Source organism: Nostoc sp. UHCC 0302, from assembly GCF_038096175.1.
Lineage (GTDB): Bacteria > Cyanobacteriota > Cyanobacteriia > Cyanobacteriales > Nostocaceae > UHCC-0302.
The window spans coordinates 4,884,836-4,910,131 of the sequence record NZ_CP151099.1 but is presented as its reverse complement, the minus strand read 5'-3'; the positions used below and the strand labels follow the sequence as shown (position 1 = coordinate 4,910,131).

The window sequence follows — 25,296 nt, the reverse complement described above, 5'->3', positions numbered from 1 at the left end:
AATTAAGAATAATTTCTTAGATATGCAGATTAATCCAATTATTATCAAAAATTAATTCATAAATTCGATTATGTACTTTCAGATAACCTTGCTGCTTAACCACTAAACCAGATAGGAGCAATTCTTTTTCTTCTAAACTGTCAATTGAAATGACTTTGCCTTGAGCTAAAATTTTTTGATAGAGGTCTAGTAAAAAGACAGGTAACTGAGTACTATTGAGAATGCGATCGCGAATAGTTTTTAAATGCTCCGGTTCATCTTGAGATTCCCAGCTTTCGATCACATTCGTTCGCACTAAATTCTCAATCCATTCTGCTTCAGTGTTGATAGTAATAGGAGATGAAGAATTACGGATGAGCTTACAAATTTTTTGGGTAAGAAAAGGTTGACCACCTGTCCAAGCTAAAACTTCGTTGAGTATTACTTGAGGATTACCAACTTTTTCTGTTAATCCTTGTAGTAAAGGTTGAGCTTCATGCAATTGAAAGCCATTTAATTGAATTGACTGACCAATGTTAAAAGGCGTTCTCTGATAGTCAGTAATCAAATCTGAGGGTGTGGCCACGCCAAAGAGAGCAAAGCTTAAACGTTGATATTTCGGATTAATGCTGCGCTGATTATAGCAGAAACGAATCAGCGCAAAAAAATCATTAACAGAAAACTTTAATGCTAAAACACTATCTATTTCATCCAGAAAAATAAAAATATTTTCGCTTTTAACTTCAACTAGTAAAATATCTTCGATAAATCGACTTAAGCACTGAATAGGAGATAAATCTTTTTGCTCATTCCACCAATTTTTCAGATTTACTTTGTCTGGCAAGTCAAAACTCAGCCACAACTCAACTATTAATCCCTTGTACCATTGAGCAGGTGTGATGTTTTCGCTACCTAAACGAGTGATATCAATTGCTGCACAGCTAAATCCCTCTTGCTGAAGATGGTGTATCATGCGTACCATCAAGCTGGATTTGCCCATCTGCCTTGTATTGAGGATGTAACAAAACTCACCACGTTTTAAAGCTTTATAAAGATAACGGTCTGCGGAGCGCACCACATAAGTAGCAGCATCCATAGGCAAACTTCCCCCAACTTGATAATCAAAGGTGACAGGCTGTTCTGCACTTCTGAGAAGTGCGTTTTCAAATACTAGTTCAGCTTGCGTAGCTTTGAGAATTTCTAGGGTTTGTGACAGTTCTTGAGTGCGTTCTTTAACTTTTTGCTCTAAATTCAGGTTTGATTTAGCTAATGCGTCTTTAGCCTCTTGTAAAGCAAAATTCTTGACTCCTAGTTCTAGTATTAATCGAATCCGCTCGGCTTCTGAACGTTTGCGTTGTGTGATATCTTGAAAGGCAGCGATCGCATAGATAATTTCACCTTTGTCATTAAAAATCGGAGTAGCTGAAACTTCTACGGGAATCTTCTTGTCTCCTTGGCGAATTTCCATATTATCAATAGTTATACTCTTGCCTTTCAATGCTTGCAAAATCGGCAGTTGTTCCGTAGGATATAGCTGATTATTCATTGCCAGATAGACTTGATAAATCTCAGACATTAGAGCTGGTGTAACTTCGCTAACAATTTCCTTGCCCAATATTTGCTTAGCTGTTTGGTTAGCGTAGTAGGCTTGACCATTGCTATCAACTACGAAAATACCTACTGGCAAAGCTTCCAAAAATTGAGCCAGTTTAGCCTCGCTTTCACGCAATGCTTGCTCTGCCTGTTGGCGGACTGCAACCTCTTGTTGCAGGCGAATTAATAACTCTGTTTTAGCTTGCTGTGCTAATAATTCTTTTTCCCTAGCCGCTTTCATCCGCTGCACATATTGCAGACTTTTATAAGTAGTAATCTCTAAATCCTGAAAATTGATCGGTTTAGTCAGGAAGTCAAATGCACCAAGATTCATTGCCGTTCTAATATTCTCAATATCGCCATAGGCAGAAATAATTACTGTCTTAATGATGGGATACAATTCAGTGAGCTTAGTAACCAAAGTTAACCCATCCATTTCCGGCATATAGATATCGGTTAACACTACATCTATATGCGGTTCTACTTGCAGTTTTTCTAATGCTTCTAAACCATTACGGGCAAAAAATAACTCAAATTGCTTTTCCCGAATTTGTTTTCTAAATTTTTGCCTTAGCAAAAGTTCTAAGTCAGTCTCATCATCAACAACCAGTATTTTAGCTAGCATAGTTGTTTACCTGATTGGGATTATTTATGATCTGAGGATTTTTTCTTTTAATTTATTAAATTCAATTGGCTTAGTAATATAGTCATCTGCCCCATGTTGTTTGGCAATCAAGGAGTTATATTCATCATTATAAGCAGTAGCTATAATTACTTTTATTTCTGGGAAATTTCCTTTAATAATTTTGAGCATTTCTAGCCCGTTCATTCCAGGCATATTAATATCTGTGACAATTATACCCAGGCAATCAGTTAATTTATTTTGTAATTTTGCCAATGCTTCCTCTGCTGAGAAAGCAAAATATAATGTAATTTTATTTTGTTTAACTTCCTTTCTAAATTGTTGTCTAAACAACAATTGCATATCTTGTTCATCGTCTACAACCATTATTTTCATTTAGGTCTTACACATTGACAAAATGAACACAATATAAGAAAAAATGCTAGTGAGGCAATTTCAAATTTTGCAGAGAGTTTAAGCCCCAGCTTCCGAAAACTCTGAGCGGAGGCTACCTCTATTCATAGGTTCGGTGGGCGCTCAGACTAGTCTCAAAAGTAAACCTAGCTAAATTGAGTAGACCTTCTATTTATACTATCTGTGAATTCAAGAGAGATTATGCAGAAATTTGGCTAGTTTTTGACTCACTATCCTTCGTTTCTATAATGCAATCCTTATTCATATTGCAAGTTTTTTGTCAATACATCTATCTGTAGTGATTGTTTATCAAATCGGTATAAGCCCTATAATTTCTGAAGCTCATACTTGTCATAAGAAAATTTAGGTAAAGTAATAATAAACTTTGTATAACTGCCTACCTCGGTTTCTATTCTGATTGACCCTTGATGCTGCTGAACAATAATATCGTGGGTAATAGATAGACCTAGACCAGTTCCTTCACCAGTCGGTTTAGTGGTAAAAAAAGGATTAAAAATTTTATTTAGTATTTCTTGTGAAATGCCTTCACCGTTATCGCGGATGCAAAGTTCCACCGATTCGCCCAAGTCTTTAGTACTGACTGAAAGTTTAGGCAAAAATTCTTCATCTTTGTCTCCTGGTTCTGCTATAAAACGAATTTTCTTTTTATGCACTGTATAACAAGCGTTATTGATGATATTTATAAAAGCACGGCTAATATTCTGCGGCACGATACTCACTTGCCCCAGGTCATGCTCGTAGTTTGTTTCTATAGTTATTTTGAAAGCAGTATCCTTGGCACGCATTCCGTGATACGTTAGATTTATAGCTTCTGCTAGCAAAGCGTTGATGTCTGTCAGTTGGCGATCGCCTGTTTTCCCGCGTGAATGCATCAACATACTGTTGACAATATTGTCGGATCTTGTCCCATGCTCATAGATTTTTTGAGCGTTTTGTTTGAGATCGCTTAAAATTTCTGTAATATACTCCCTACTTTCTGGGTCTAATCGGTCTTGTTGATTTTCTATCTCTTCGAGCAATTCTTGGGTCAACTCTACCGACAGCTCGGCAAAGTTGTTAACAAAGTTTAAGGGGTTTTTGATTTCATGGGCAATGCCCGCTGTTAAAGCTCCTAGAGAAGCTAGTTTTTCTTGTGTAATAATCTGAGCCTGGGTAGCTTTGAGCGTTTGTAAAATACTGGCTAATTCTTCATTTTTATCTTGTAATTCTTGGGTTCTTAGCGCCACTTTTTGTTCAAGAGTTCGGCTGTAGCCTTCTAACTGGTCGTAGAGACGGGAATTTTCAATGGAGATGGCAGCTTGAGCAGATAGGATTTTTAAGACTTCGACACGCTCTGGAGTAAATGCGCTCGTTGTGAGATTATTTTCTAAATATAAAATGCCGCTGAGTTTACCTTGATGGAGTAGGGGAGTGCAGAGAATGGATTTAGGTTGAGTTGCGATAATATAGCGATCGCGTATAAACTGCCCTTCATTGACAGCATTATTTAAAACCACATTTTCCTTCGTGTGGGCAACATAATTGATAATGCCCGCTGACACCAAAGGAATTTGCTCGTCTGCATCTACAGAGTCTACTGGAACTGATTGTAAGATAGTAAGATTCAGAGAATCCACTGCTCCTTCAGCTTCAATAAACCAGTTACCGTCTTTTTCTAAAATCAGAAAGCCTTTTTGCGCTCCGGCATTCTCAATTACAGTCTTCATTACATTTTGCAGTAACTTGCTCAGAACGATTTCACCAGAAATCGTTTGTGAAGCTTTCAGCACTGTAGCTAAATCTAGCGCCTCACTGGAGCTGTTGCTGTTTGTTGAAGTGATTCCAAAAGTTGTTTTGCTTCTAGATGATGTTGAAGCCAGCCACTGAGGATATTTTTCATCTAAATCCTCTACTTTGCGTTTAGCGCCCCAAATTTGGTAGCGTTGATGGGCTTTTCTGATGTAGAGTCCGGCAAACTCCTCTTTTCCTCGTTCCATCCAAAATTTTGCTGCTAGTTCATTAGCCAAAGCTTCATTGTGAATAAATTCATTTTCTCTGGCAGATTTAATGGCTTGGTCATATAAATCTACTGCTTCGCACCAGTTACCAGAGAGACGAGAAATTTCTGCGGCTACCAAAAGATATTTATCCAAGAAATTTTCCGGGCAGAGATTAGCCCACTCTTTCATCCGTTGCTGATTGGCTAGCATTTGCTGCCAGTATTTATCTCGTTCAGCCAATGAAGCTTCAGGATAGAGAGCAGCTAGCGTTAGCGAGTAGTAAAAGTTATGCTTGGCGATGGAAATCGTTCCTGGTATGTAGGCAAACAACTCTGCTGCTTGCTCCAGCAGGCTCAACTCAATTGGCTTACCATACAAAAATAGAACCTCAGCTTTAAAAATGTAATAAAAGCAAATAGCTGCCGGCGTTTGATTTGGTTGAGTAACTTCTAAAATATCGGCTTCTTTTATTTCTGTTGTATTAAAACAGAATTTGTTTTGGGTAAGTCCCAATAAGTTTTGGATAAGAATTTTACTAGCTGATATGCAATTAAATGCCCACTGATTCTGAGTTTCTTGACTGAATAGTAAAGCGCGAGAAGCTTCCTTTAAAAGAATATCTAGATTTTTACCCTGATATATTAGGTTGTATAAGTTGTAAGTCCAGGTATATCCGACAACTTGCAGACCATCAGCTTGCAATCCTGCATCAGCCCCTTCAGTATTAACTGCCTCAGACAGCTTGATATGTTGTAACCAGGGCATAGTAATATTGCCGTGAAGTTGGCAAACCACACTCTTAGAAACCAAGTTTTGATATTTATCTGATAGTTTCATACTGAGACAGCCATATTCATAACCTGAGAGATAATCGTTGAGAGCATGGGTATTGATTGCTCCAAAGAAGCCATAGCCCATTGAAGACAATTCCGTGTGGCCGTATTTAATATTGAGATTGACTATTTTAGTCCCGACGATATGCATCAGAACTGGGTTAGAAGCCCAAGCAGCGGGAAAGATGCGAGACAATATTTTTAAGGCAGCTCTTTTCTCCGGTAGCTCCATTTCTGGATTGTCATACAATAAACTAATCTCTCGTCCCTTCAAATTTTCTCGATATTGGGCAAGTTCTGCCTCGAAAGCTGCTTGAAAGTTATTTGACGGTAAATCAATTTCCAAATCTCTCAATGCAATTCGCCCTGTCTCAATTGCTTCGTTGTATTGTCCTAATAGGGTGTATTGGATAATTTTGAGAAAGTGAAATTCTGTGCAATCAAGAGTTGATTTCGCTCGCTTGAGTGACAATTGGAGTAAGGATTGCGACTCCTCAAAGTTACCATTGAGATACTCAACTTCTGCAAGTTCTTTATAAAGGTCGAGTGCTATATTGTAGCTTTCTTCCCAGATATCTCCAGGAAATTCATTGTCAGCCAAAATCAGATATTCTCTGGATGCTTTATAAGCAGTCGCTTCTTTTGCCTTTTTCCCAGCCTGTAAATTTAATTCTGCTAGCTCTACCTTTTGGGTTTTACTCTTAATTAACTCCCGTCCTTTATTAAGATGATCTACCAAGGTAAATAGCTTTTCTTGACGCTCTAATTCACTGATATTGTCAAATAATAACCTGCCAATTCGGAGGTGAACTGCTTTTTTATATTCGTCATCAATTAGGGCATAAGCGGCCTGCTGCACTCGGTCATGGCGAAACTTGTAATCCTGGATAATCAAGGCAGATTCAATTGGTGCTTCTGAGGTCGTTTCTAGAGATGAAATAGGCTCAATAAAACCCCACTGGATTGCTGTCAAGATATCTCTAAAAGTTTTAGCAGCTAGTTTTTCGTAAATAATTGAAAGTGTATTCAGGTCAAAGCTGTTACCAACACAAGCGGCTAGGCGTAGTGCTTTTTGGCTATTTTCTGGAAGTTTTCTCAAGTTGCCAAGCATTAAATCTACCACGTTTTCTGTGATGCCCAAAGCTTGAATTTGAGTAATATTCCACTGCCAACACTTTTGCTGTCGGTCGAAAGTTAAGAGATTTTCTTGATAAACAGTTCTAATAAATTCATTAATAAAAAAAGGATTACCTGAAGTTTTTTGATAAACCAATTCTGCCAACGGTTTAGTTATTTTTGGTTCAGCGTGGAGAGTATCTGCAAGTAGCTGAGTGATTTCTTTGATGTTTAAGGGAGCGAGAATGATAGTGTTGATAATTGCCCCTTGCTCCTGCAAACGCTGGATGGTTAGCATCGTCGGGTGGCTGGAACTGACTTCATTATCGCGATAAGCACCAAGCAAGAGCAGATATCCTAGATTATAATCAGTCATGATCAGCTCAATCAGCTTTAAACTGGCAGAGTCAGCCCATTGCAGGTCATCAAGAAAGATAACCAGTGGGTGCGATTGGCTTTGCCACTGCCCCTTGGGCAATCGCTGGCAAAAAACTCTGATAAACTTCTGAAAGACTCTGTTAAAGCGATTTTGTGCCTCAGTTGGTTCTAATGGTTGCACTGGCGGCTGAGACCCAACAATTTCTTCTATCTCAGGAATCACTTCAATTATCACTTGACCATTAACACCGAAAGCAGCGAGAAGTTTTTCGCGCCACATAGCTAGTTGAGCTTCACTTTCGGTAAGCAGTTGTCGCACCAAAGATTGCAGAGCAAAGGCAACTGCTGAATAAGGAATACTGCGCTGAAACTGGTCAAATTTACCTGTGATAAAATAACCACGTTGCTGGGTGATTGGTTTGTAGAGTTCCTGTACCAGCACAGATTTACCGATACCAGAATAACCGCCAACTAGCATCATTTCTCTTTGCTTGTTACCTACTTCTTTTTCTGCTAGTTCTTCAACAGGTTCGTATTCAGCAACACGCTTAAATGCCGAAAGTAGAGTTTCTATTTCCACCTCTCGACCGTAGAGTTTTTGCGGAATTTTGAAGCGGTCAGAAATATCATGTTCAGCCAGGATAAACTCTAAAATTTGTCCAGTCTGCTCTAACTGTCTCAAACATTCTTCTAAATCTGCTTTTAAACCCAATGCACTTTGATAGCGCTCTTCAGAAGTTTTTGCTAACAACTTCATCACAATATTGGAGAGGCTTTGCGGAATTTCTGGAGCGGCTATATGGGGAGGAGTAGCTTGTTTGGCAATGTGACAATGGACTAGCTCTAAAGCATCATTAGTTTCAAAAGGTAGGCTTTGAGTGAGTAATTTGTAAAAAGTTGCGCCGAGAGAGTAAAAGTCTGTACTGTAATCGAGGGTGCGATTCATTCTGCCAGTTTGTTCTGGCGACAGATAAGCTAAGGTTCCTTCCAAGATATTTGGATTTTTAATTGTCGGATTTTCGCGGGTAAATACTGTAGAGATCCCAAAATCAATAATCTTCATTTGCCCAGTATCTGAGTTAAAAACTATATTAGAAGGATTGATATCTTTGTGAATTACATTGGCAGCGTGAATCTCCCCCAGCGTCTCAGCAATTTTAATGGCAATAGAGAGAAATTCTAAAAGCGTAAACTTTTTAGATTGCATTAAAATGTCTAATGATTGACCTCCAAAATCCTCTAAAGCTATTGCCAGAGTACTATTGTAGGGAAGTAATTTATAAGCTTTAATTACTCCATCAATTTTCAGGTAACGAGTAATCTCGTACTCTTGTTTATAGCGAGTTAGTTCTGAGGGAGTTGGATAATTTTGTTTAAGAACTTTGAGAATAATAGGTAGATTGCTGGAGTTACAGATAGCCCGATAGACTAATGAATTAGCACTTTCGTAAATCTTGGAGATAATCTGATAGTCGTCAATAGGACTCATAGTAATTCATAATTCACGCCTAATGTGAATTAAATAGGTTGAGACTGAAAAGTGAGAACATTGATGCCAAAACGGCGGCGAAGCAATAGACGTAGTGTGTGAGATGCAACTTTGGCAGCAATATGTACACAAAAGCCATCAACAGTTTTATTAAGTAGGCGTTCGGGATTACGGCCAGTATTTTGAATTTCGTGAAAAACACCTTCAACGCGTTGGCGAACACGACTAATAAAACGTTTCAAAGCATGAGAATGTTGAAGATGCTGGTTATCGCGCTTGTTTGTCCAGATACGATTACCAGTGCGGCGAGCGATGGCAGCTTGCCAGTCGGCAGAAATAAAGCCTTTATCTGCGTAAATATCGCTGTGCTGAACCATCTCTAAAACAGCATCAGCGGCAATTCTTTCATCAGTATTAGCAGGTACTATGTCATAAGCAACGGCAATTCCATTCCACGTTGATAGCATTACTAGCTTGTAGCCAAAATAACTCATTTCTCTAGCAGCACATCGACCAGGGGCAGCGTTTCCGGCAAAGTCACTATATCGCTTGTCTCGTTTGAGTCCTAATACTGGTAACGGTTTAGTATCGAGAAGGAAATATTTTTCACTTCCTTCAACCAATTGCTCTACCCAACTGCGGCGTAAGTTCTCTAACATCCCATCTAATTTGCGTAACCGCCGATTAAATTGACTCTGGTCGAGTAAATTTGGAAACCATTGCTTGTAATTTCCCCTGATGAAACCAAGAAATTGTGTTTCTCCGGGAAATGGTAGATAATCCATGACCAATGCTAGTGTCATGATTTCGCTATCACTCATTCTCGTCTTCGCACCCGGTTTTATCAAAGTTTCATTTTTTACTTGCTTTTGATACCAATCATCGACTACTACAAATATTGTTGTAATTAATGTTCCAAAGTCTATGCTAGTCATGGGGGAAGTCTGAGTTAAAAGTCTGGTAACTTTCATCTTCTTACTTCTCCCGCCTTTTTTTCTAATTCACATTAGGCGTAATTCGTAATGGGCTACGCCCCGCTACGCTAACGTAATTCGTAATTAGAGGCATTAGTCTTGGTTGAACGATTTCAACACTTCGGCTACGCTCAGTGTTGAAGCTTCGACTACGCTCAGCTTCAATTTTGAGTTTTGAATTGCTTAGCCGATTATGTATGAAGATGCATCTAAAAAGACCCTTCTGTAGTCTTCCCTTGGCAAGTAGAATTACCCCCCTTAATCCCCCCTTATAAAAGCTACCGTGTACACATAAGTCAAAATATTGAATTCGGGTGGTTGTTTATCGAATTCGGGTGGTTGTTTATCGAATTCGGGTAGTTGTTTATCGAATTCGGGTGGTTGTTTATCGAATTCGGGTGGTCGTTTATCGAATTCGGGTAGTTGTTTATTGAATTCGGGTGGTCGTTTATTGAATTCGGGCGGTCGTTTATTGAATTCGGGTGGTCGTTTATTGAATTCGGGTGGTCGTTTATTGAATTCAAGCAGTGGTTATACCATTTCACGAAATTCTTGATACACATCACTTTTCTTGCTTCCCCTGCCTCCCCTGCCTCCCCTGCTTCCCCTGCCTCAAGAGCCTCAAGAGCTTGCCCATGTTGTCAACCTTAAAGTGAAACGGTATTAGGGTGGGGTAAAAATATATGCAGCTTCACAAGGTAACGGTATTAGTCGATTAACTTTGCCACTGCTCCTTGAGCGATCGCTCAATTTTAATACCTCCAAGATATATGATGGGCCAGACTTATAACCTATAATTGCAAACTATAATTCCCTCTTTCTACAGCAAATTGTAAAAACGCGCTGGGTTGTCCCAGAGGATTTTCTGCACAACTTTCTCAGGCAATTGTGCTTCAAGCGCTACTACTTCCGCAACGATTTCTGGGTGATGATCCATGTGAGGGTAATCAGAGCCAAAAATCAAGTTATCAGCACCGAGATATTCAAGCATTTGAGGCAAATAAGGTTCTGAAGGCTCGATCGCAATAAAGCATTGGCGGCGGAAATATTCAGAGGGTTTGATTTTTACGTTGTCTACAACTTCCCAACGCAGGTCTTCGTATTCGCGATCGAGTCGCCAAAGCCAATATGGGAGCCAACCGCAGCCAGACTCCAGAAATCCTACTCTGAGCTGGGGATGGCGTTCTAGTACTCCGCCTTCGATTAATGCCAGCAGCGCCATCATTTGTTCCATTGGATGAGAACAAGCGTGTAGGGCAAAGCGCGTGTGAAAGCGATCGCTTCCAGCCGTGGGTAAGCGACTGTGAGTAGACTCGTGGAGACTAACTGCAATCCCCAAATCTTCGCACATTGTCCAAAATGGTTCGTAAGCAGGGTCAGACAACAGTCGCCCTTTGACTGGGTTAGGACGTAAATAAACCGCTTTCCAACCAAACTCTGCTATTCGTTGTAATTCCACCACCATTTCTGCTGGTGCGTGCAGGTTCACAACTCCAACGCCGCGAAGAATTTGCGGATCGTAGCTGCAAAAGTCTCGCAGCCAATTGTTATAAGCACGGACAAATGCACCAGCTAATTGGGGAGCCATAGTATCCACGCCAATCATCCATGAGAAATAGGTGGGATAAATAAACGATACATCAACCCCCATCTGCTTCATAGCCCGCACCTGAGACTCAGCATCAAAATTGCTGAGCCAAGATAAGGGATAAGCTTGAGTTACTTGTTTCGCACCTTCTTGACGCAGACGTTTAGAATATTTGTTGACGATCGCTTCGCCTTTAATTGTCAAATCTACAGACGGAGCAAAACCCTTAAATGCTGGTTCTAGATACTCTTGCCACATCTGCTGTGGCTCGTAAATGTGGGAATCCGCATCAATAATTCGATATCCTTTGAGCATGGGGACTGGGGACTGAGGACTGGGGATTGGGGATTGGGGACTGGGGATTGGGGATTGGGAAAAATGAGGGAGTAGAGGGAGAACAACAAATGACAAATGACCAATGACAAATGACCAACGACAAACGACAAATGACAAATGACAAATGACTAAAATTACATCCACATGGGGAACGGGTTAAGCCGCTCCTCTGGGATGGCTTCTTTGAGCCAACCCAGTTCCACAGGAATCTCATAAAGCCGTCCTGCACCTAAGCGCTTCCAAAAGTGACGCATTCCCGGAACGATTACCTTAACAACTTTCAACCCGATATCAGGACGGGTTTGGTCAAGAACTAGCATTTCCAAGCCACGTTGTTTGACAATTTGCTCACAGCGCTTAATATCATCTAGCAGGTCATCGCTCTTAAATTGGTGATAGTCAGAATAAACTTTAGACGTAACGCTTTTATTGGGTATTAGGTAAGGCTGATTCTTCAGCGTTGCTGTTTTCCACCAGTCTAAAACGAGTGGTTCCGCAGAACTAGCATATTGGGTTGTGCCGTTGGCATCAGCAGTTAAGACAGCAGGAAGAACTTGATTTACCTCAGTTAGCGCTCTTTGAACTGCAAGTTTTGGATCAAAGTGGCTACCAAAGCCTAAAATGATATCTTCCACTGCACGATGGTCGCTTCGCGAACCGCCGAAGGCATCGCACCTACGGCTAATTGCGGCAAAGGCAGGAATATTCAGGTCACTGGTTATATCTAAAACCCAAATTTCGCGACCCAGCGATTGGTAATAATGTTTTAAGGCTGCAAAGTACGGTTCTTCAAAACTGTCTAAATCTACTGCTGGTCTTGAAAGACGGTTATACCACCATAAAGCAACGCTATCTCGCTCTACCAATTCCATGAAACCTTGCAAGATAGCCTCTTCTAAAGTGTTCCCTGCTGCACAACCGTTGGTGTCTGCCCAACAGTCAGGTTTTGCCAGTATAGGATAACCAAAATAACAGTAAGCAGTTGGCAAAAATTTGAAGTCTTGATGGGTTAACGACCAAACAGGTGTCCACTCAATTTCTCTTTCTTCGTCAAATGGTTCGGGAACTCGTTGAAAGAAACTCGTACAATAATCGTTCCACGCCAGACGATTCTCGTATTGAGCTTGGCTGAAGTTCATGCAGATATTAGGATGGATAGCGCGATCGCTCATTTTTGAATAACTCTCTTTAACTTTGATTTCGTCCCCTTGAAAAACACCAGAGTATCTTTCTATCGCTTCGCACAAGCCGCTAGCTTTGGCTTGGGCATCTGTTCTTCCTTTTCCGGCACTTTTACCTCCAAGATTCTGCTTTAAGATGCTTAAGTCGTCAAAGATTGAAGCGAAATGATGCTTAGCAAAATAAGTCGGGGTTAAACCGTTCAAATTCCGTGAGAGTTTGCCCAATTCTCTTACTACTCCTGTAATTGGGCTGATGTGATGTTGATATCGCTCAAAGGTTGCTTCTGGCGAAACACTACGATGTCCACCATCAGTAGTAAAGCTTTTTTTGCGGCTGCCAAGGATCATAGGCTGCAAATGTTGATATCCTTGAAGAATGCCACAGCTAAGGCACTGGGGACGCTTGGTTAGTAGATGATTGTGCGTTTCCAGAGACAGAGTATCATGGGTCATCACCAATCCTTCTAGACGCTGATTTTCTCCCTGAACGATCCATTTAAAGATTTCAGTTGCTGCCATTGTTAGGGCAGTTTGCTGTGTTGAGGGCAGGTTAGCCAGTGGTGGCGTTAAAGGCGATGAGGCATTCTGACGTCTTTGAATAAACCTTTCAATGGGACGGTTATTTTGCAAGCGTTGGCGTAAGCATTCCCAACAACCTGTTTTTTCGGGATGGAAGATTGGCCCAAGCCAAATCAGGGTTCCCGTTGGTTTCACCAACATCCAAGGACGCGATCGCGCCAAGTTTTTTTCGTTAATTTCTACCAGTTCCGTTCGCAAATAGTCGTCAGTTAAGACAACTTCAATGTCTGCCTCTTGCGTAACTTGAATTTGCAACGATTCAAGAATGGCAATCAATTCTAAGGCAGACAGTGACCCTAAAGCTTTGACTACAACCTTGGTTGTTTGTAATCTCTGGTAAGCATTTTTTACATTAACATTCAAATGCTCACAAAATGCCGCTATGTTTGCGGGCAAAACCTCCTGATTTTCGATGAGATAACCTCTTTGCTCTAACTCCATGAGTGCATAATAAATATGCTGTGCTGGTAGCTGGTCTTGGAGTTGCTCAACAATTTCGTCAGCGCTGTGAGTTCCATCAACTAAAGGAACTAACAATTGATAGAGGCGATCGCTCAATAAAACTGCATCTCTTTCAGACAAAAGAAATGCACCTTCTGCTTCAATTGTCTCAATACGAAAGCGAGTCTTAAACTTCGGTTTTTTGAGCATATTTACTGAGGATTATGCAACTATCAATTGCCAAGACCAAAATATTACAATTAAACAAAAGAGGTAAGGTAGATAGAAGAATTACTTGCTTTTATCTCTACCTCTTTTGCCATCAATCAAACTTATGATTGCTTAAGTTGCACAGAGAGGAATATAGGCAGAAGGAGGCAGGTACTCGCCACTACCTGGAGTTGTAATCCAGGCAATCAATTGTTCTTCCGTCACTGTGGCTTCATTAAAGGGAGGTGGTGCTGGATAAGCCATAACTGAAATGTATTTTCCTGGATTCTCTGTGTCTTCGCGGAGGGTACCAGAATGAAAATCCACTGTTATCTCAAAGGTAAACTTATCCAAAAACTCTTGATCCACTGTGAAGATGTAATCTTCATCAGTAAGTTTTTTCAAAACATCAGACAAAGTTAGAGTTAGTTGAATTCCTTTGTCGCTGAGTTTATTATTTTGACCTCCAAGAAGATATTTAAAAATTTCGCTGGCATTGTCTGCAATCTCTTTAGAATCTTGCTGCCCATAAGCTGTAAATGCAGAGAGATTCTGAGCTTGAGTTTGGAGAATTTTCCTTAAAATTTGTTTTAGCTTTTTCTCTTCTTCTGCCTGTTGGGGATTGTCAGCAAATGCCAAGTAAGAAGACCATGACCAAGCAACTACTTTAGACCATTGTGTAACAGCCTTTCTCACTTTCCCTAAGTTGTCTGGATCACTCAATCCTTTGGGTAATGTATAAGTTAGGTTTGCCATTGTGAAAAACTCCTTAAATATTAGTTCGATTTAGATAGGAAACTAATCAAGCACTACAAAGCCTCATCACACTGGTGGAGTAACCATTTACTCCGCTTCTTGTCTCACGCTCAAATTGCTAGACTGAGCTTTATTCATCAGAAAGCTAAAGTCTGCATGAGCTTTATTAGGGAGGCTGGCCCCACTGTGGCAGTTAATACAAGAGACACCTTGGTGATAAGCTTCTAAGGCAACATTCGCCAGCACTGGTTTTTGCGGTAAAAGTTGTCTAATATTTTCGTTGTATGGCGTTTGAGGATTACCTAGCCACTCAGTGCCAATGAGTTTGTAGTATTGCCACACTGATGAGTCAGAAATTTTCCGCAGTTCTTTTTGCCAATCTGCGGACGATTCTATTATCTTGGCCTCACGAACAATCTGTGACGGAATTTGAGTCTCAATTTTTCCCCCTACTTTTGTGACTGCGTGGGGTGTCTGCTGACGCCACAGGAATGGTGCTTTAGCAAGGAAGGTATTTGTGTCGCAATTTGTACCGCTGCAATCTGGATTGAACAGTGTGTACCGTCGTCCCTGTTCGGGATTACCATCTGGAACGTTATCTATCTGCTCGAAGGTAGACCAAATCCAACCTTGTCGGCTAGTTTTGTGGACAATATGCAAGCCAATTAAACCTAATTCAACGACTTGACTAAATTCTTCACCAGTGTCACTACAAACTGCCTTACCGGCGTCACATTCATCTGATTTTCCTGGAATTAACAGTTGTTGCTTAGTGGTGTAATAGCGGGATTTTTCTGTATTGGATGTTGAGTCGTTGAAAACTCGCCAAGCAGCCTTAATTTCTATTGCACCTGCTTGTTCATCATCTGGACACACAGCATCTGTAAATGCTTCTTCATCTTTGCTACAAGCTAGTTGAAACCATTTGTTTTGTTCATCGTTGAACCCCTCTAAATTAGAAGCGTCATACCATTTGTTTTTAACAATTTGGTTGAACTCAACTGGATTAATATGAATTTCATTAATAATGTAGTTACCTTGTTGATCAATTACAGGATCTTCATTTAATGGAAAGATAGTCTCAATTGGGACTGTTAATTCACTCTTATCGTCAAGCAGAGGACGACTTGCTATGATTTCGGCTTTACGAAACTCATCTTTTGTTACTAGCTTTCCTGACTCTGTAATTCGTAGTAACTTCAGTTCATGTTTATTATCACTCTGACAAGTTAGGGGTTTGGTTAATTGAATAGTGCTTGGGTTTTTTCCCTTTGGCAGAAATACCTCGCCAGGAGTGCGGTAGAACTCCCAAACACGGGGAGCTTCTGGTGCTTCGCCTATCTTCTTGTCTACTAAGGGGTTTCCTTCGCAATCGGCTGGCCAGTTAAGGGCAATGAAGTCTTGCCAAGCAAAATTACTGTTAACTTCTAACCGTGAAGTCACAAGTGGTATATCAGGATTGACTGGAATCTCTGAAGTGATTACTAGTTGCTTAAGCCCTTGTGCCTGAACTTCTTTGGCAGCAGGTATACAAATTAGACCTACAAAAACAAAGGCTAAAATCGCAATTGAAATTGCAGCAAAACGTTTAATAGCTTTCATCTATTGATTAGATATTTAGATATAGCTGTAATAAAGCCTAATAATGATTAGCTAAGAATGAATAATATTGTTTGTACCATAACAAACAAGGTAGCTATATACAATCAACACATTTTTTGATAATTCTTGCTGCTATTAGTTTTATATGAAAATGGAATAATTAAATATGAGATTTTATATGAGATTTTTTCAAATAAAATGAGTATAAATATGATAAAAGAGTTATAAATGATTTTTAAAATTCTCTGTTTATTTTCTTCTCTTTTCCTTCTCCTATCGAAGACGCTGCGCGTTAGCGGAGCTTTCGCTTTAGCGATACGGAGACGCTTCTCTACGAGAGGTTACGTCAACGCTTTGGCGGAAGCCGATTGCAGAGAAGGCGATTCGATAGTTTTCACAAAGCTCAGAGCCTCGACTTCTCTAATAAGTTACGGATCTTGTTGTTCACGAATAATTTAAGAATCTTATATAGCAATCCTAAATGAGTTGTAAAAAATTCACCCCCCGGCTAACGCCGTCCCCCCTTGGTAAGGCTACGGTGTACACACAAGTCAAATTACCCCCCTTAATCCCCCTTTATAAAGGGGGGAAACAATAAATCTAGTTCCTTTCCCTTTACAAGGGGAGGGTTAGGGAGGGGTAAAACCAGCGCTTAAACCCAGATAAATATACTGTTTCCGACTTGTGTGTACACGGTAGCTTGCTAAAAAGATACATGATATTTATATGAGATTAATATCTTTTCTGATGTCTTGCACGAGACAATTACAACGGTTCTCATTTGCATGAAATATAATAAACTCCGCCCCATTCTATCAGACACTTCTGTTTTTTAAATTTGAGTAAAATTTTAGGACAAGAAGAAGCGTGGATTAATTTTTGCAGGTCTGCAATGGCATAACAAGCCAATGCAATGGCATAACAAGCCGATGCAATGTCATAACAAGCCGATGCAATGTCATAACAAGCTGATGCAATGGCATAACAAGTCGATGCAATGGCATTTTTAAGCGCAAACTAGAGAATACAGTAGTTTACAAGTTATACCAATTAGAAAAAAGAATGCAACAAATAGTCCATTTGTAGAGACGCGATTCATCGCGTCTTCACCCAAGGATATGTTGCAATCATTAATTGAATTGGTATTAATAAGGTACATTTTTTCAACTGAAGAGGCAGATATAGATCCAATTTTACAGACTGATTAATCGCGTCTCTATTCCTGTATTACAAAATCAATTAATTAAAATAGTAGAAACTGTCAATTATCTAAGTTTTCCAGCAATACTTGTCTGCCTTTATCAAGGAACTTAGGCTGAAAATACTGGCGATATAACTGGCAGCTAGGCATTGCTTTATTGTTATCTAACTTAATCAGCCCCATACTACTTAACTTGTAAGCCAGAATAGGTTCTAATGGCATAGGTTCAGTGGCACTCATAATAGTACCAAGAGCGATCGCTAATTCAGGCTGCTCTTGCAAGGTTGCCCAGTGACGTTGTAAGTGATGCTGATAAATCCCAGTTGATGTTGGGGCAGCTTTTAATAATTGCGGAAGAGTTAGTTCACCACGCTTGAGATGGTAAAGTGCTAAGTTAACTAATGCTGGATGTCCCTCAACCATATCCATAAGTTGTCTGGCTCCTTGTCCCTCAGCCCAATCAAGTCCATAGCAGTGGGCTAACTTCTGCACTTGCTCAAGGTTGAAGTTAGTTAGCTGAACTGGTAAACCCACGTTGAAAGGGGACTGATGAAACTGGAGGGGAACATAAATGTCAGTTGAGTGCACTACAATCAGACGCAGCTTTTGCCAAATGGGCGATCGTTTTGCTTCTTCGTACCATGAACGCAATAAGGGTAAAAATTCTTTTGCTACTTGAGGATGCTCAAATATTTGATTTACCTCGTCTAATGCCAAGACAAGAGGAATGTCAATTTGTTTTAACAAATAGCTTTGGAAGTAGAGGGTACAGCTGACTTTGCTGCCAATATCTTCATCCCAATAATCGTCTAGCTTCGGTTCTAGCTGAAGCTGAAGGCTGATGTTAGCACAAAGCCAGCGCAAAAATCGATTTGGATCGCTCAAAAAGTCTTGGTCAATTTGCTCTAGATTTAGGCTAACTGTGCGGTAGCCTATCTGATTAGCGTGTTCCAGCATCCTCAGTAGTAGCGAGGTTTTACCCATTTCCTTGGGAGCTTTAATCCGTACTAAAGCTCCTGGTTTAGTGATTTCTGCATAAGCCTGTCTCTCAACAGGAAAATGTTCAATGTAAAAAGGGGACTTAAGAGGAACTGAACCACTAGGAAAGCTAGGCGACATATCTTGGTTAGTTTCAAAAGAGTTACCCGTATTATGTTGCCAAAGCAGTTTTGTCTCAGATGCAGCTTGTGTAGCAGCATATGTCTCCAGTAGCGCCCGACAATTTTTTTTGGTAACACGCACACCAATAATTTCACTAAGTCGGCGGCACAGCTCAGGGGCCACGACATTAGTAAAGTAGCCAGAGCTATAACCTTGCTCTTGGGCAATTTGGCTATAGGTATGATACTGCCATGTACCCCGCAGAATTAGAATTTCTGTGGAGTTAAGGGGACGGTGTTGAGTTTCAAGCAGCTTGCGGTTAACAATTTGAAGTATAGAATCGAGGTGCATGGAAGTTTGAGAGCCATTTTCCTAGTATGAGAATTGACTCGACCATGACCAGATAATATCAGGACTTACTTAAGTAAGTCTATATAAGTGAATAGATAAGATTTGTGCTAAAGGTTACTAATAAATTAGTATTACTCCTTTATAAGTCCAAGATGGCGTTGTGCCATAACCTCTATAGAGATTGGAACTTTTGTGCAAGTCGTACAGTCACCTGGCTCGGCAGTGACAGCAGGAGCCGCAACAGATTACTGGGAGCAAAGCAGATTTATGGAGGTGCAGCAAGCGATCGCCCAAGAGCCATTAGCAAAGCCTATATGTTTGCAGTAGAGCATTCCGCAGTTTTTAAATGGTAAATTAGTCAAGCTTAAAAAGTGGGAAAAGTGGTAAAAGTAGGAAAAGTAGGAAATTGCAAAGATTGATTGACAATGAAAAAATAATATTATTCAATACATTAGATTCAACAATATAAACACATGATCTTAATGAAAACACAAAATCATTACAAAAACTTTAAATATAATAAGGATAAATATGAATATTGAAAAAGTCTTAGTGTTTCAAGGCAAGTAACTAATTGACCTATTTAATTTTAATGCTGAGAAAACAAAAAGACAGTTTTAATAGATAAAAGCTAATAAATTTAGAATATTTTATGCTTTACTAGGCATAATATGTGAAAAGTAAATTTTTTTAAAACTTATTACATATCTAATTTTATTTTGCGTATTGGTGAATAATCTTATTAGCTAAAGATAAAAAAATTTGTGTAATTAGAGATGAATTAAATGTTATTGTAAATAACACTTTCAATATTTATGTCAGGTGCTTTAACTGACAAGTTTATATTTTTCTTGCCCAGCAAATAACTTGACAGGCTTTTTAAATCTCGTAAGACAACACAGTTGAGATAAAACACTTAGCGTTAGCGATCGCTTGTGGAGAGATGTTGCAGTGCAATATCTCTATAACAATCCTAAATGAGTTGTAACAAAATTCACCCCCCAGCTAACGCCGTCCCCCATTGCCAAGGGGAGCCACTGCGCCCTTGCGGTTTCCCGACTTGTAGCAAGTGGCGTGAGACTACAGGGGGGTCGCAACAACCTCAAATTTTAACGAATGATTTAGGACTGCTATATAACAATGAAACTTTCAGCAATAATCCTTAACTGAACTGTATTTCCCTCTGATAAAGCGCTTTTAAAAGGGGCCTATTAGTTCATTAAATTTGACAACACTTACTATTGAGCTTTGAGCGCTTAATAGAAAAAATCTTCATGCTTCAACTGCTAAAAACATAATCTTTTAGCGTCACATTAATATCCCTTGTAAAGATAGGATTGAGATAATAAATGTCTACATTTAGTGTTACTAACACCAATGACAGTGGTATTGGCTCTTTACGGCAAGCAGTTCTGAATGCTAATGCTCAAACAGGAAGAGACATCATCAGTTTTAAGGGAGTATTCGACGATAAAATCGCTGATACTATTACTCTCGGTGGTAGTAGTTTGAGCATTACAGATGACCTTGAAATTAGGGGTAAAGGTACGAACTCACTATATATTAGTGGTGACAATGCATCTCATGTCTTTGAGATTAGCAGTGGTGTCACTGTTGAGATAGAAGGGTTAATTATTGCTAATGGCTATAATTCTGAATTCACTGGTGGCATCTATAATCAAGGCATTCTCAGCATAAGTAATAGCCTCATCAGGGATAATTCCGGTTATTTTGGCGGTGGCATCTATAACACTGGTAACCTTACAGTGAAAGACACTACTATAACCAATAACTTAGGATATCTTGGAGCTGCCATTTACAATGAAGGCACGCTTACAGTAAGTAATAGCAGCATTAATAATAACTATGTTTTGTCCCAGGGGACTGGCAGTGGCATCTATAATTCTTCTGGCATTGTAACTGTGGACAACAGTACCATCAGCGATAACGGTGGAGGTACGGATGGAGGCGGCATTTACAATTCTTCTGGTATTCTGACTGTGAATCACAGTACCATCCAAGATAACAAGGCATTATACGACGGTGGTGGGGTTTATAATTCTGGAGTTTTCACAGTTGCTAACAGTACCATTAATAATAATCAGATAACAATAACTAATAACGGTGGTGGTGGTATTTACAACTCTGGTGAAGCGATCGTGAATAATAGTACCATCAGTGGCAATGAAGCAGAAATTGGTGGTGGGATCTACAATGAAAGCACAATTACAGTCAAAAATAGCACTATCACGCTAAACACTGCTTACAACTACTATGGGGGAGGTAGTGCTGGTGGCATACATAACTCTAACTCTGGTAATGCCACAATAGAAAACAGTATCGTTGCTGGCAACTTTGATAACTACGATAAGGATTTAACTAACACCACTAACCCTGACGTTTTTGGCAATTTTAACAGCAACGGCTATAACCTCATTGGCGACCTCCGCGGCAGTAAAGGCTTCAGTACCAACGAAAAGTTAAACGTTCCGATAGAAAAATTGCTGGATACCACCTTGCAAGACAATGGCGGCTTAGTCAAAACCCATGCCCTTGTCTCAGGTAGCCCCGCTATTAACGCAGGCAACAATGCAGATATACCTTTTGATGTTACAGATATAGATAAAGATGGCAACACCACAGAACAAGTACCCTTTGACCAACGGGGTTCTGGCTATCAACGCATCTCTGGGACTCGCGTAGATATTGGTGCTTATGAAGCAGTAGTTGCTAATGTTATTAATGGAACTGCTGCTCGTGAAACCATTTACGGCACTGCTGGCAATGACATCATCACTGGCCACCAAGGACGAGATATTATCTCTGGTGGCAAAGGTGCAGATACATTCGTATATGAAAGTATTTGTGATATGGGCGATACTATAACCGACTTTCAAGTTGGCATAGACAAGATTGAGCTGCGGCAAGTTTTCCAGAGTTTAAATTTGAATAAGTTGAACTTTGCCTCTGCACTTTCTCTTGGTTACTTGCGCTTTCAGGCCCAAGGAAATAATACCCAAGTCTGGATTGACCCAGATGGTTCATCTGGTAAAGGTCGTGCAGTCAAGTTTCTTAACTTGAACAATGTCACTCCGAGTTCTGTGAAAAACCCGAATAATTTTGGCTTTTCGTAATTTCTCAGGACTTCTATTAAGTTGCATTCAAAGATAGTATTCTGTCATTGCGACATCAGGAAGCAATCTCATGCACTCGAATTACTGCAATAGAATGCAACTTGGTACTAGGCAGCGGTTATAAACCGCGTCTAGGCAAACAAAACCTGCTTATGCAGGTTAAAAAACGTGAATTCGACAAACCTCTCCCTGCCTTGAATTAAAGTTCAAGTCTGTCCCTCTCCGATTCGGAGAGGGACGGTTTTGCGTAGTAAAATCTCTTATATCTAGGACTTACGCACCGTGACGAAATTAGTTTATGTAGTCGCGAATTCCAATCGCTAGGGTTTCAGTTGACTTTGTATTCAATTCAAATGAAATCCGCTGTAATCCCCTTGGATAATATTGATTTGGATAGCATACCATGCACACCTTTTTGGGGACTGTTCACAACTTGAGTAATGTGAAAGTTCACGGCTAAACTACATAACACATAAGCATCTTCTGGAGACAAATTTACGAAACGTTCCAGAAAATCAATCATATTTTTTAAAGCTAATTCTAAGGCTTCATCTAAGGTTTGAGCAAACCCCATTGTGATGATATGCGTTGGAGTTTCTGCAATTGGCGTTGTCAGTTGCAAATCTTTGCGAAGCTTGAGTGTGATTCTACCGTTCATCGATGTTTCTATGGCAGTGACATTTACTTCACCATCTCCCTGCGCTGAATGACCATCACCGATAGAAAATAACGCACCTGGAATAAAAATAGGTAGAAATACGCGAGAACCGGCTTGTAGTTCGCGATTGTCAATATTACCGCCATAAGCACCAGGGGGAACAGAGGTGCGAGATGTTTCTGGGGTAGCGACACCAAGAATACCAAAAAATGGTTTAAGGGGAATTTTTATGCCACTACCCGCAGGAAATTCAGCAATATTATTTTTTAAATCAAGGGGAATGAATCTTAAAGCAGGTTGATCAAACTGATATGGTAAAGCTCCCCAACCTTTACGAATTGCATTGAAGCCTACAGGTAAACGAGGTGCGATCGCTTCTAATTTTACTTCTAAAACATCTCCTGGTTCAGCATCTTTGACGTAAATTGGCCCTGTGAGTAAATGCGGCCCCCCAGCAACTTTGCGTTCTGGTGCTAGATTTTGACAGATATCAAGAAATTCTGGGGTGAGAAACTCTGCTGGTGCTTGGTCATGCACATAGTAACCAGTGTAAGTTTCCACATCAATTGTATCGCCAGAATCTACAGTAACTGCTGGTTTTAGCTGATGGGAGAAACCGCCCAGGTGTACAGTTTCTTTTGTAGCTTTTAAAATATGGTGAGTCATTGCTGCTGTACCGCTTTTAATTTCTAATGCCTAAAAAACATACAGCAGAATTCAGAATTCAGTAGTCAGAAGGATAACAGGCTTTCTATCTAACTTTACTTCGACTACGCTCAGTAACCATGAGGTCTATATTGTGTAATTCATCAACTTGAAATCTGCTGTATCTATATAAAATATCAGTATCAGCCTTCTGATTAAGTAATTCTAGTTTTTAATGCCTGTGTTGACAGAAAGTTCTACCGGAAAATGCAGTACTTTAGGCTTCTGTATTTTGTGAATTTAAAATCAGAGGCAGAGTCTCCTGAATTGCGCCCCCGGTCAAAGCCAGGAAATGAAAAATTCTATAATTTACTGGAGGAAGAAATGGAAACGAAAAAATTGCGATCGCATATTGGGGCAGATGGTATATTGCACATTCAGACACCTACTGATTTTAAAGATACATCTGTAGAAGTAGTGGTGGTTGTACAGCCGTTAGATAAAACAGACCTTGCACCATGCGATGACAGTGTACTGCAATATAACGCTTGGGGAAAACCAACAACAAAAAAATCGATTCAAGAAGCAATCGCCAAAATGCAGCAACTGCGGCGAGAAGTAGCGTTAGATGAAACTTCAATCCACGAAATGGTTGAAGAAGGGCGAAGATTTTAATGCAGTTTGTTTTAGATTGTTCTGTAGCAATTAGCTGGTGCTTGGTGGATGAAAACAATGATTATGCTAATACCATACTGGCAATAATGCCAAATTCTGAAGCTTTTGTACCAGGAATTTGGTCTTTGGAGATTGCTAATACCCTTGCCGTGGCTGAACGACGTAACCGTATGACCAAGGAACAATCTGAGCAAGCTATTGCTTTGTTACAGTCACTATTAATTCAGGTTGATCAAGTTACGGATGCAAAGGCATTGGATGCAACCTTGAAGCTAGCACGACAGGAAAGTTTAGCAGCGACGCAGCTTATTTAGAATTGGCGTTGCGGTTACAATTGCCGTTAGCAACTCTTGATACCCGGTTAGCAGAGGCCGCGACTCGCTGTGGTGTGGGGTTGGTCGTTGTTGATGAGAAAACATGAACTCAAGGCTGAGTTTGGGGCGTTTGTCACCCCTTTACATATGAAATCGGGGAATTGCGTTCCCTGTGAGAGTCAGGGAACGAGAAAAACACGAAAATTTAAACCCTAGCCGCAGTAGCAGGCAAACTTACTTTCAACCGCTTAAACATCGCTTCTCTTGCTTGTACAGCAAGGCTATCATCTAAAGATTGCAATGTAATAGGCTCTTGATACTTTAGCCGTAGTGCTGTTTGAATTAACCAATCGGCGACAAAGGGATTTTTTGGTAACAATGGCCCGTGAGAATAAGTTGCGATCGCATTCTGATAAAATGCTCCCTCTGTACCATCTTCACCATTATTTCCTAAGCCGTACACCACTCGCCCCAATGCTTCCACTTTCCCTAATTTGGTGCGTCCGCCGTGATTTTCAAAGCCAACTAGATAAGCTTTACTACCTGTCATTTCTGCCAAATCTCGTGCTAGACGAGATGCTGTCACTTCAATCACTAAATTCCCAATACAGCGCCGAGTATTTTCCCCAGGATGCACAGAAACTAAATCAAGTATTCCTAATCCTTCAATCCGCTGACCAAATCCTGGTTCATAATAGTGTCCTAGTAGTTGCGGTGAACCACAGGTAAACACTCCCGGAGTTCCGTTTTCAATCTTCTCCCGCATTGCATCGGCTTTCGCACCTTGCAAATCACGCATCACAATTTCTTGCTGACGGTCTTGTGCGCCACCACCCACTATGACATCTACCGATTTAATATCTGCGGCCGTGGTATTTTGATCCAGGGGTAACACTTTAACATCATATCCCCGCCACTGTGCGCGACGTTCGATTGTGATCACATTACCGCGATCGCCGTAGGTACTCATCAAGGTCGGATATAGCCAACCGATTGTTAATTCTAAATCTTGAGAACTCATAACTCCTCACTTATAACTTTTTCTCTCTGTGTTCTTATAATCCGGTGTATCTCTAATAGTTCATCGCATTCTTAGATATAGTAATCCTATTTGATTTTTGAGAAT

General features: G+C 40.2%; 16 protein-coding genes. 5 read left to right on the top strand and 11 right to left on the bottom strand.

Annotated features, from left to right (window positions below):
• Positions 1-16 precede the first annotated feature (16 nt).
• From WKK05_RS21200 to WKK05_RS21160, 9 genes are all read right to left on the bottom strand, one after another.
• Complete coding sequence (locus tag WKK05_RS21200) at positions 17-2,197, bottom strand: AAA-like domain-containing protein (protein WP_341525067.1); 2,181 nt, start codon at positions 2,195-2,197, stop codon at positions 17-19.
• Positions 2,198-2,221: 24 nt separating this feature from the next.
• Positions 2,222-2,581 carry a response regulator gene (locus WKK05_RS21195; protein ID WP_341525066.1) on the bottom strand — a complete coding sequence of 120 codons (360 nt, stop codon included), beginning with the start codon at positions 2,579-2,581 and terminating at the stop codon, positions 2,222-2,224.
• A 353-nt stretch (positions 2,582-2,934) separates the two neighbouring features.
• Entirely contained in the window at positions 2,935-8,424 is a 5,490-nt protein-coding gene (locus WKK05_RS21190; RefSeq protein ID WP_341525065.1) for an AAA family ATPase, read from the bottom strand.
• 29 nt (positions 8,425-8,453) lie between these two features.
• Positions 8,454-9,395: an IS982 family transposase gene (locus WKK05_RS21185; protein ID WP_341525064.1), complete on the bottom strand. Its 942-nt coding sequence runs from the start codon at positions 9,393-9,395 to the stop codon at positions 8,454-8,456.
• Positions 9,396-10,218: 823 nt separating this feature from the next.
• The gene (locus WKK05_RS21180; protein ID WP_341525063.1) at positions 10,219-11,439 is read right to left on the bottom strand and encodes an amidohydrolase family protein; all 1,221 of its coding nucleotides are present in this window, start codon (positions 11,437-11,439) and stop codon (positions 10,219-10,221) included.
• A 17-nt stretch (positions 11,440-11,456) separates the two neighbouring features.
• Complete coding sequence (locus tag WKK05_RS21175) at positions 11,457-13,733, bottom strand: TOMM precursor leader peptide-binding protein (RefSeq protein WP_341525062.1); 2,277 nt, start codon at positions 13,731-13,733, stop codon at positions 11,457-11,459.
• A gap of 132 nt (positions 13,734-13,865) precedes the next feature.
• Complete coding sequence (locus WKK05_RS21170; protein WP_341525061.1) at positions 13,866-14,489, bottom strand: hypothetical protein; 624 nt, start codon at positions 14,487-14,489, stop codon at positions 13,866-13,868.
• An 87-nt stretch (positions 14,490-14,576) separates the two neighbouring features.
• Positions 14,577-16,091, bottom strand: a complete 1,515-nt coding sequence (locus tag WKK05_RS21165) for a hypothetical protein (protein WP_341525060.1) — start codon at positions 16,089-16,091, stop codon at positions 14,577-14,579.
• A 1,261-nt stretch (positions 16,092-17,352) separates the two neighbouring features.
• Positions 17,353-18,744 (bottom strand): AAA-like domain-containing protein, encoded by a 1,392-nt coding sequence (locus WKK05_RS21160; protein WP_341525059.1) that lies wholly within the window; start codon positions 18,742-18,744, stop codon positions 17,353-17,355.
• 192 nt (positions 18,745-18,936) lie between these two features.
• Here WKK05_RS21160 and WKK05_RS21155 point away from each other — a divergent pair, with 192 nt between their 5' ends.
• The 3 genes from WKK05_RS21155 (at position 18,937) to WKK05_RS21145 (ending at position 21,878) form a co-directional block, all read left to right on the top strand.
• The gene (locus WKK05_RS21155; RefSeq protein ID WP_341525058.1) at positions 18,937-19,071 is read left to right on the top strand and encodes a hypothetical protein; all 135 of its coding nucleotides are present in this window, start codon (positions 18,937-18,939) and stop codon (positions 19,069-19,071) included.
• Between the two features lie 650 nt (positions 19,072-19,721).
• On the top strand, positions 19,722-19,910 hold the full coding sequence (locus tag WKK05_RS21150; protein WP_341525057.1) for a hypothetical protein: 189 nt from the start codon (positions 19,722-19,724) through the stop codon (positions 19,908-19,910).
• A 183-nt stretch (positions 19,911-20,093) separates the two neighbouring features.
• A complete protein-coding gene (locus tag WKK05_RS21145) occupies positions 20,094-21,878 on the top strand; it encodes a choice-of-anchor Q domain-containing protein (RefSeq protein ID WP_341525056.1) in 1,785 nt (594 codons plus the stop codon).
• A gap of 349 nt (positions 21,879-22,227) precedes the next feature.
• On the opposite strand, the gene WKK05_RS21140 is transcribed toward WKK05_RS21145, so the two are convergent.
• Positions 22,228-23,202, bottom strand: a complete 975-nt coding sequence (locus tag WKK05_RS21140; protein ID WP_341525055.1) for an acetamidase/formamidase family protein — start codon at positions 23,200-23,202, stop codon at positions 22,228-22,230.
• Between the two features lie 363 nt (positions 23,203-23,565).
• On the opposite strand from WKK05_RS21140, the gene WKK05_RS21135 reads away from it, so the two are divergent.
• Both WKK05_RS21135 and WKK05_RS21130 read left to right on the top strand, forming a co-directional pair.
• Positions 23,566-23,856, top strand: a complete 291-nt coding sequence (locus WKK05_RS21135; protein WP_341525054.1) for a hypothetical protein — start codon at positions 23,566-23,568, stop codon at positions 23,854-23,856.
• Positions 23,856-24,170 carry a type II toxin-antitoxin system VapC family toxin gene (locus WKK05_RS21130; protein ID WP_341525053.1) on the top strand — a complete coding sequence of 105 codons (315 nt, stop codon included), beginning with the start codon at positions 23,856-23,858 and terminating at the stop codon, positions 24,168-24,170. Before WKK05_RS21135 ends, WKK05_RS21130 begins: the two co-directional genes overlap by 1 nt.
• Before the next feature lie 205 nt (positions 24,171-24,375).
• Here the strand turns inward: WKK05_RS21130 and WKK05_RS21125 are convergent, their stop codons facing one another.
• Positions 24,376-25,191: a type 1 glutamine amidotransferase gene (locus WKK05_RS21125; RefSeq protein WP_341525052.1), complete on the bottom strand. Its 816-nt coding sequence runs from the start codon at positions 25,189-25,191 to the stop codon at positions 24,376-24,378.
• Between the last annotated feature and the right edge of the window lie 105 nt (positions 25,192-25,296).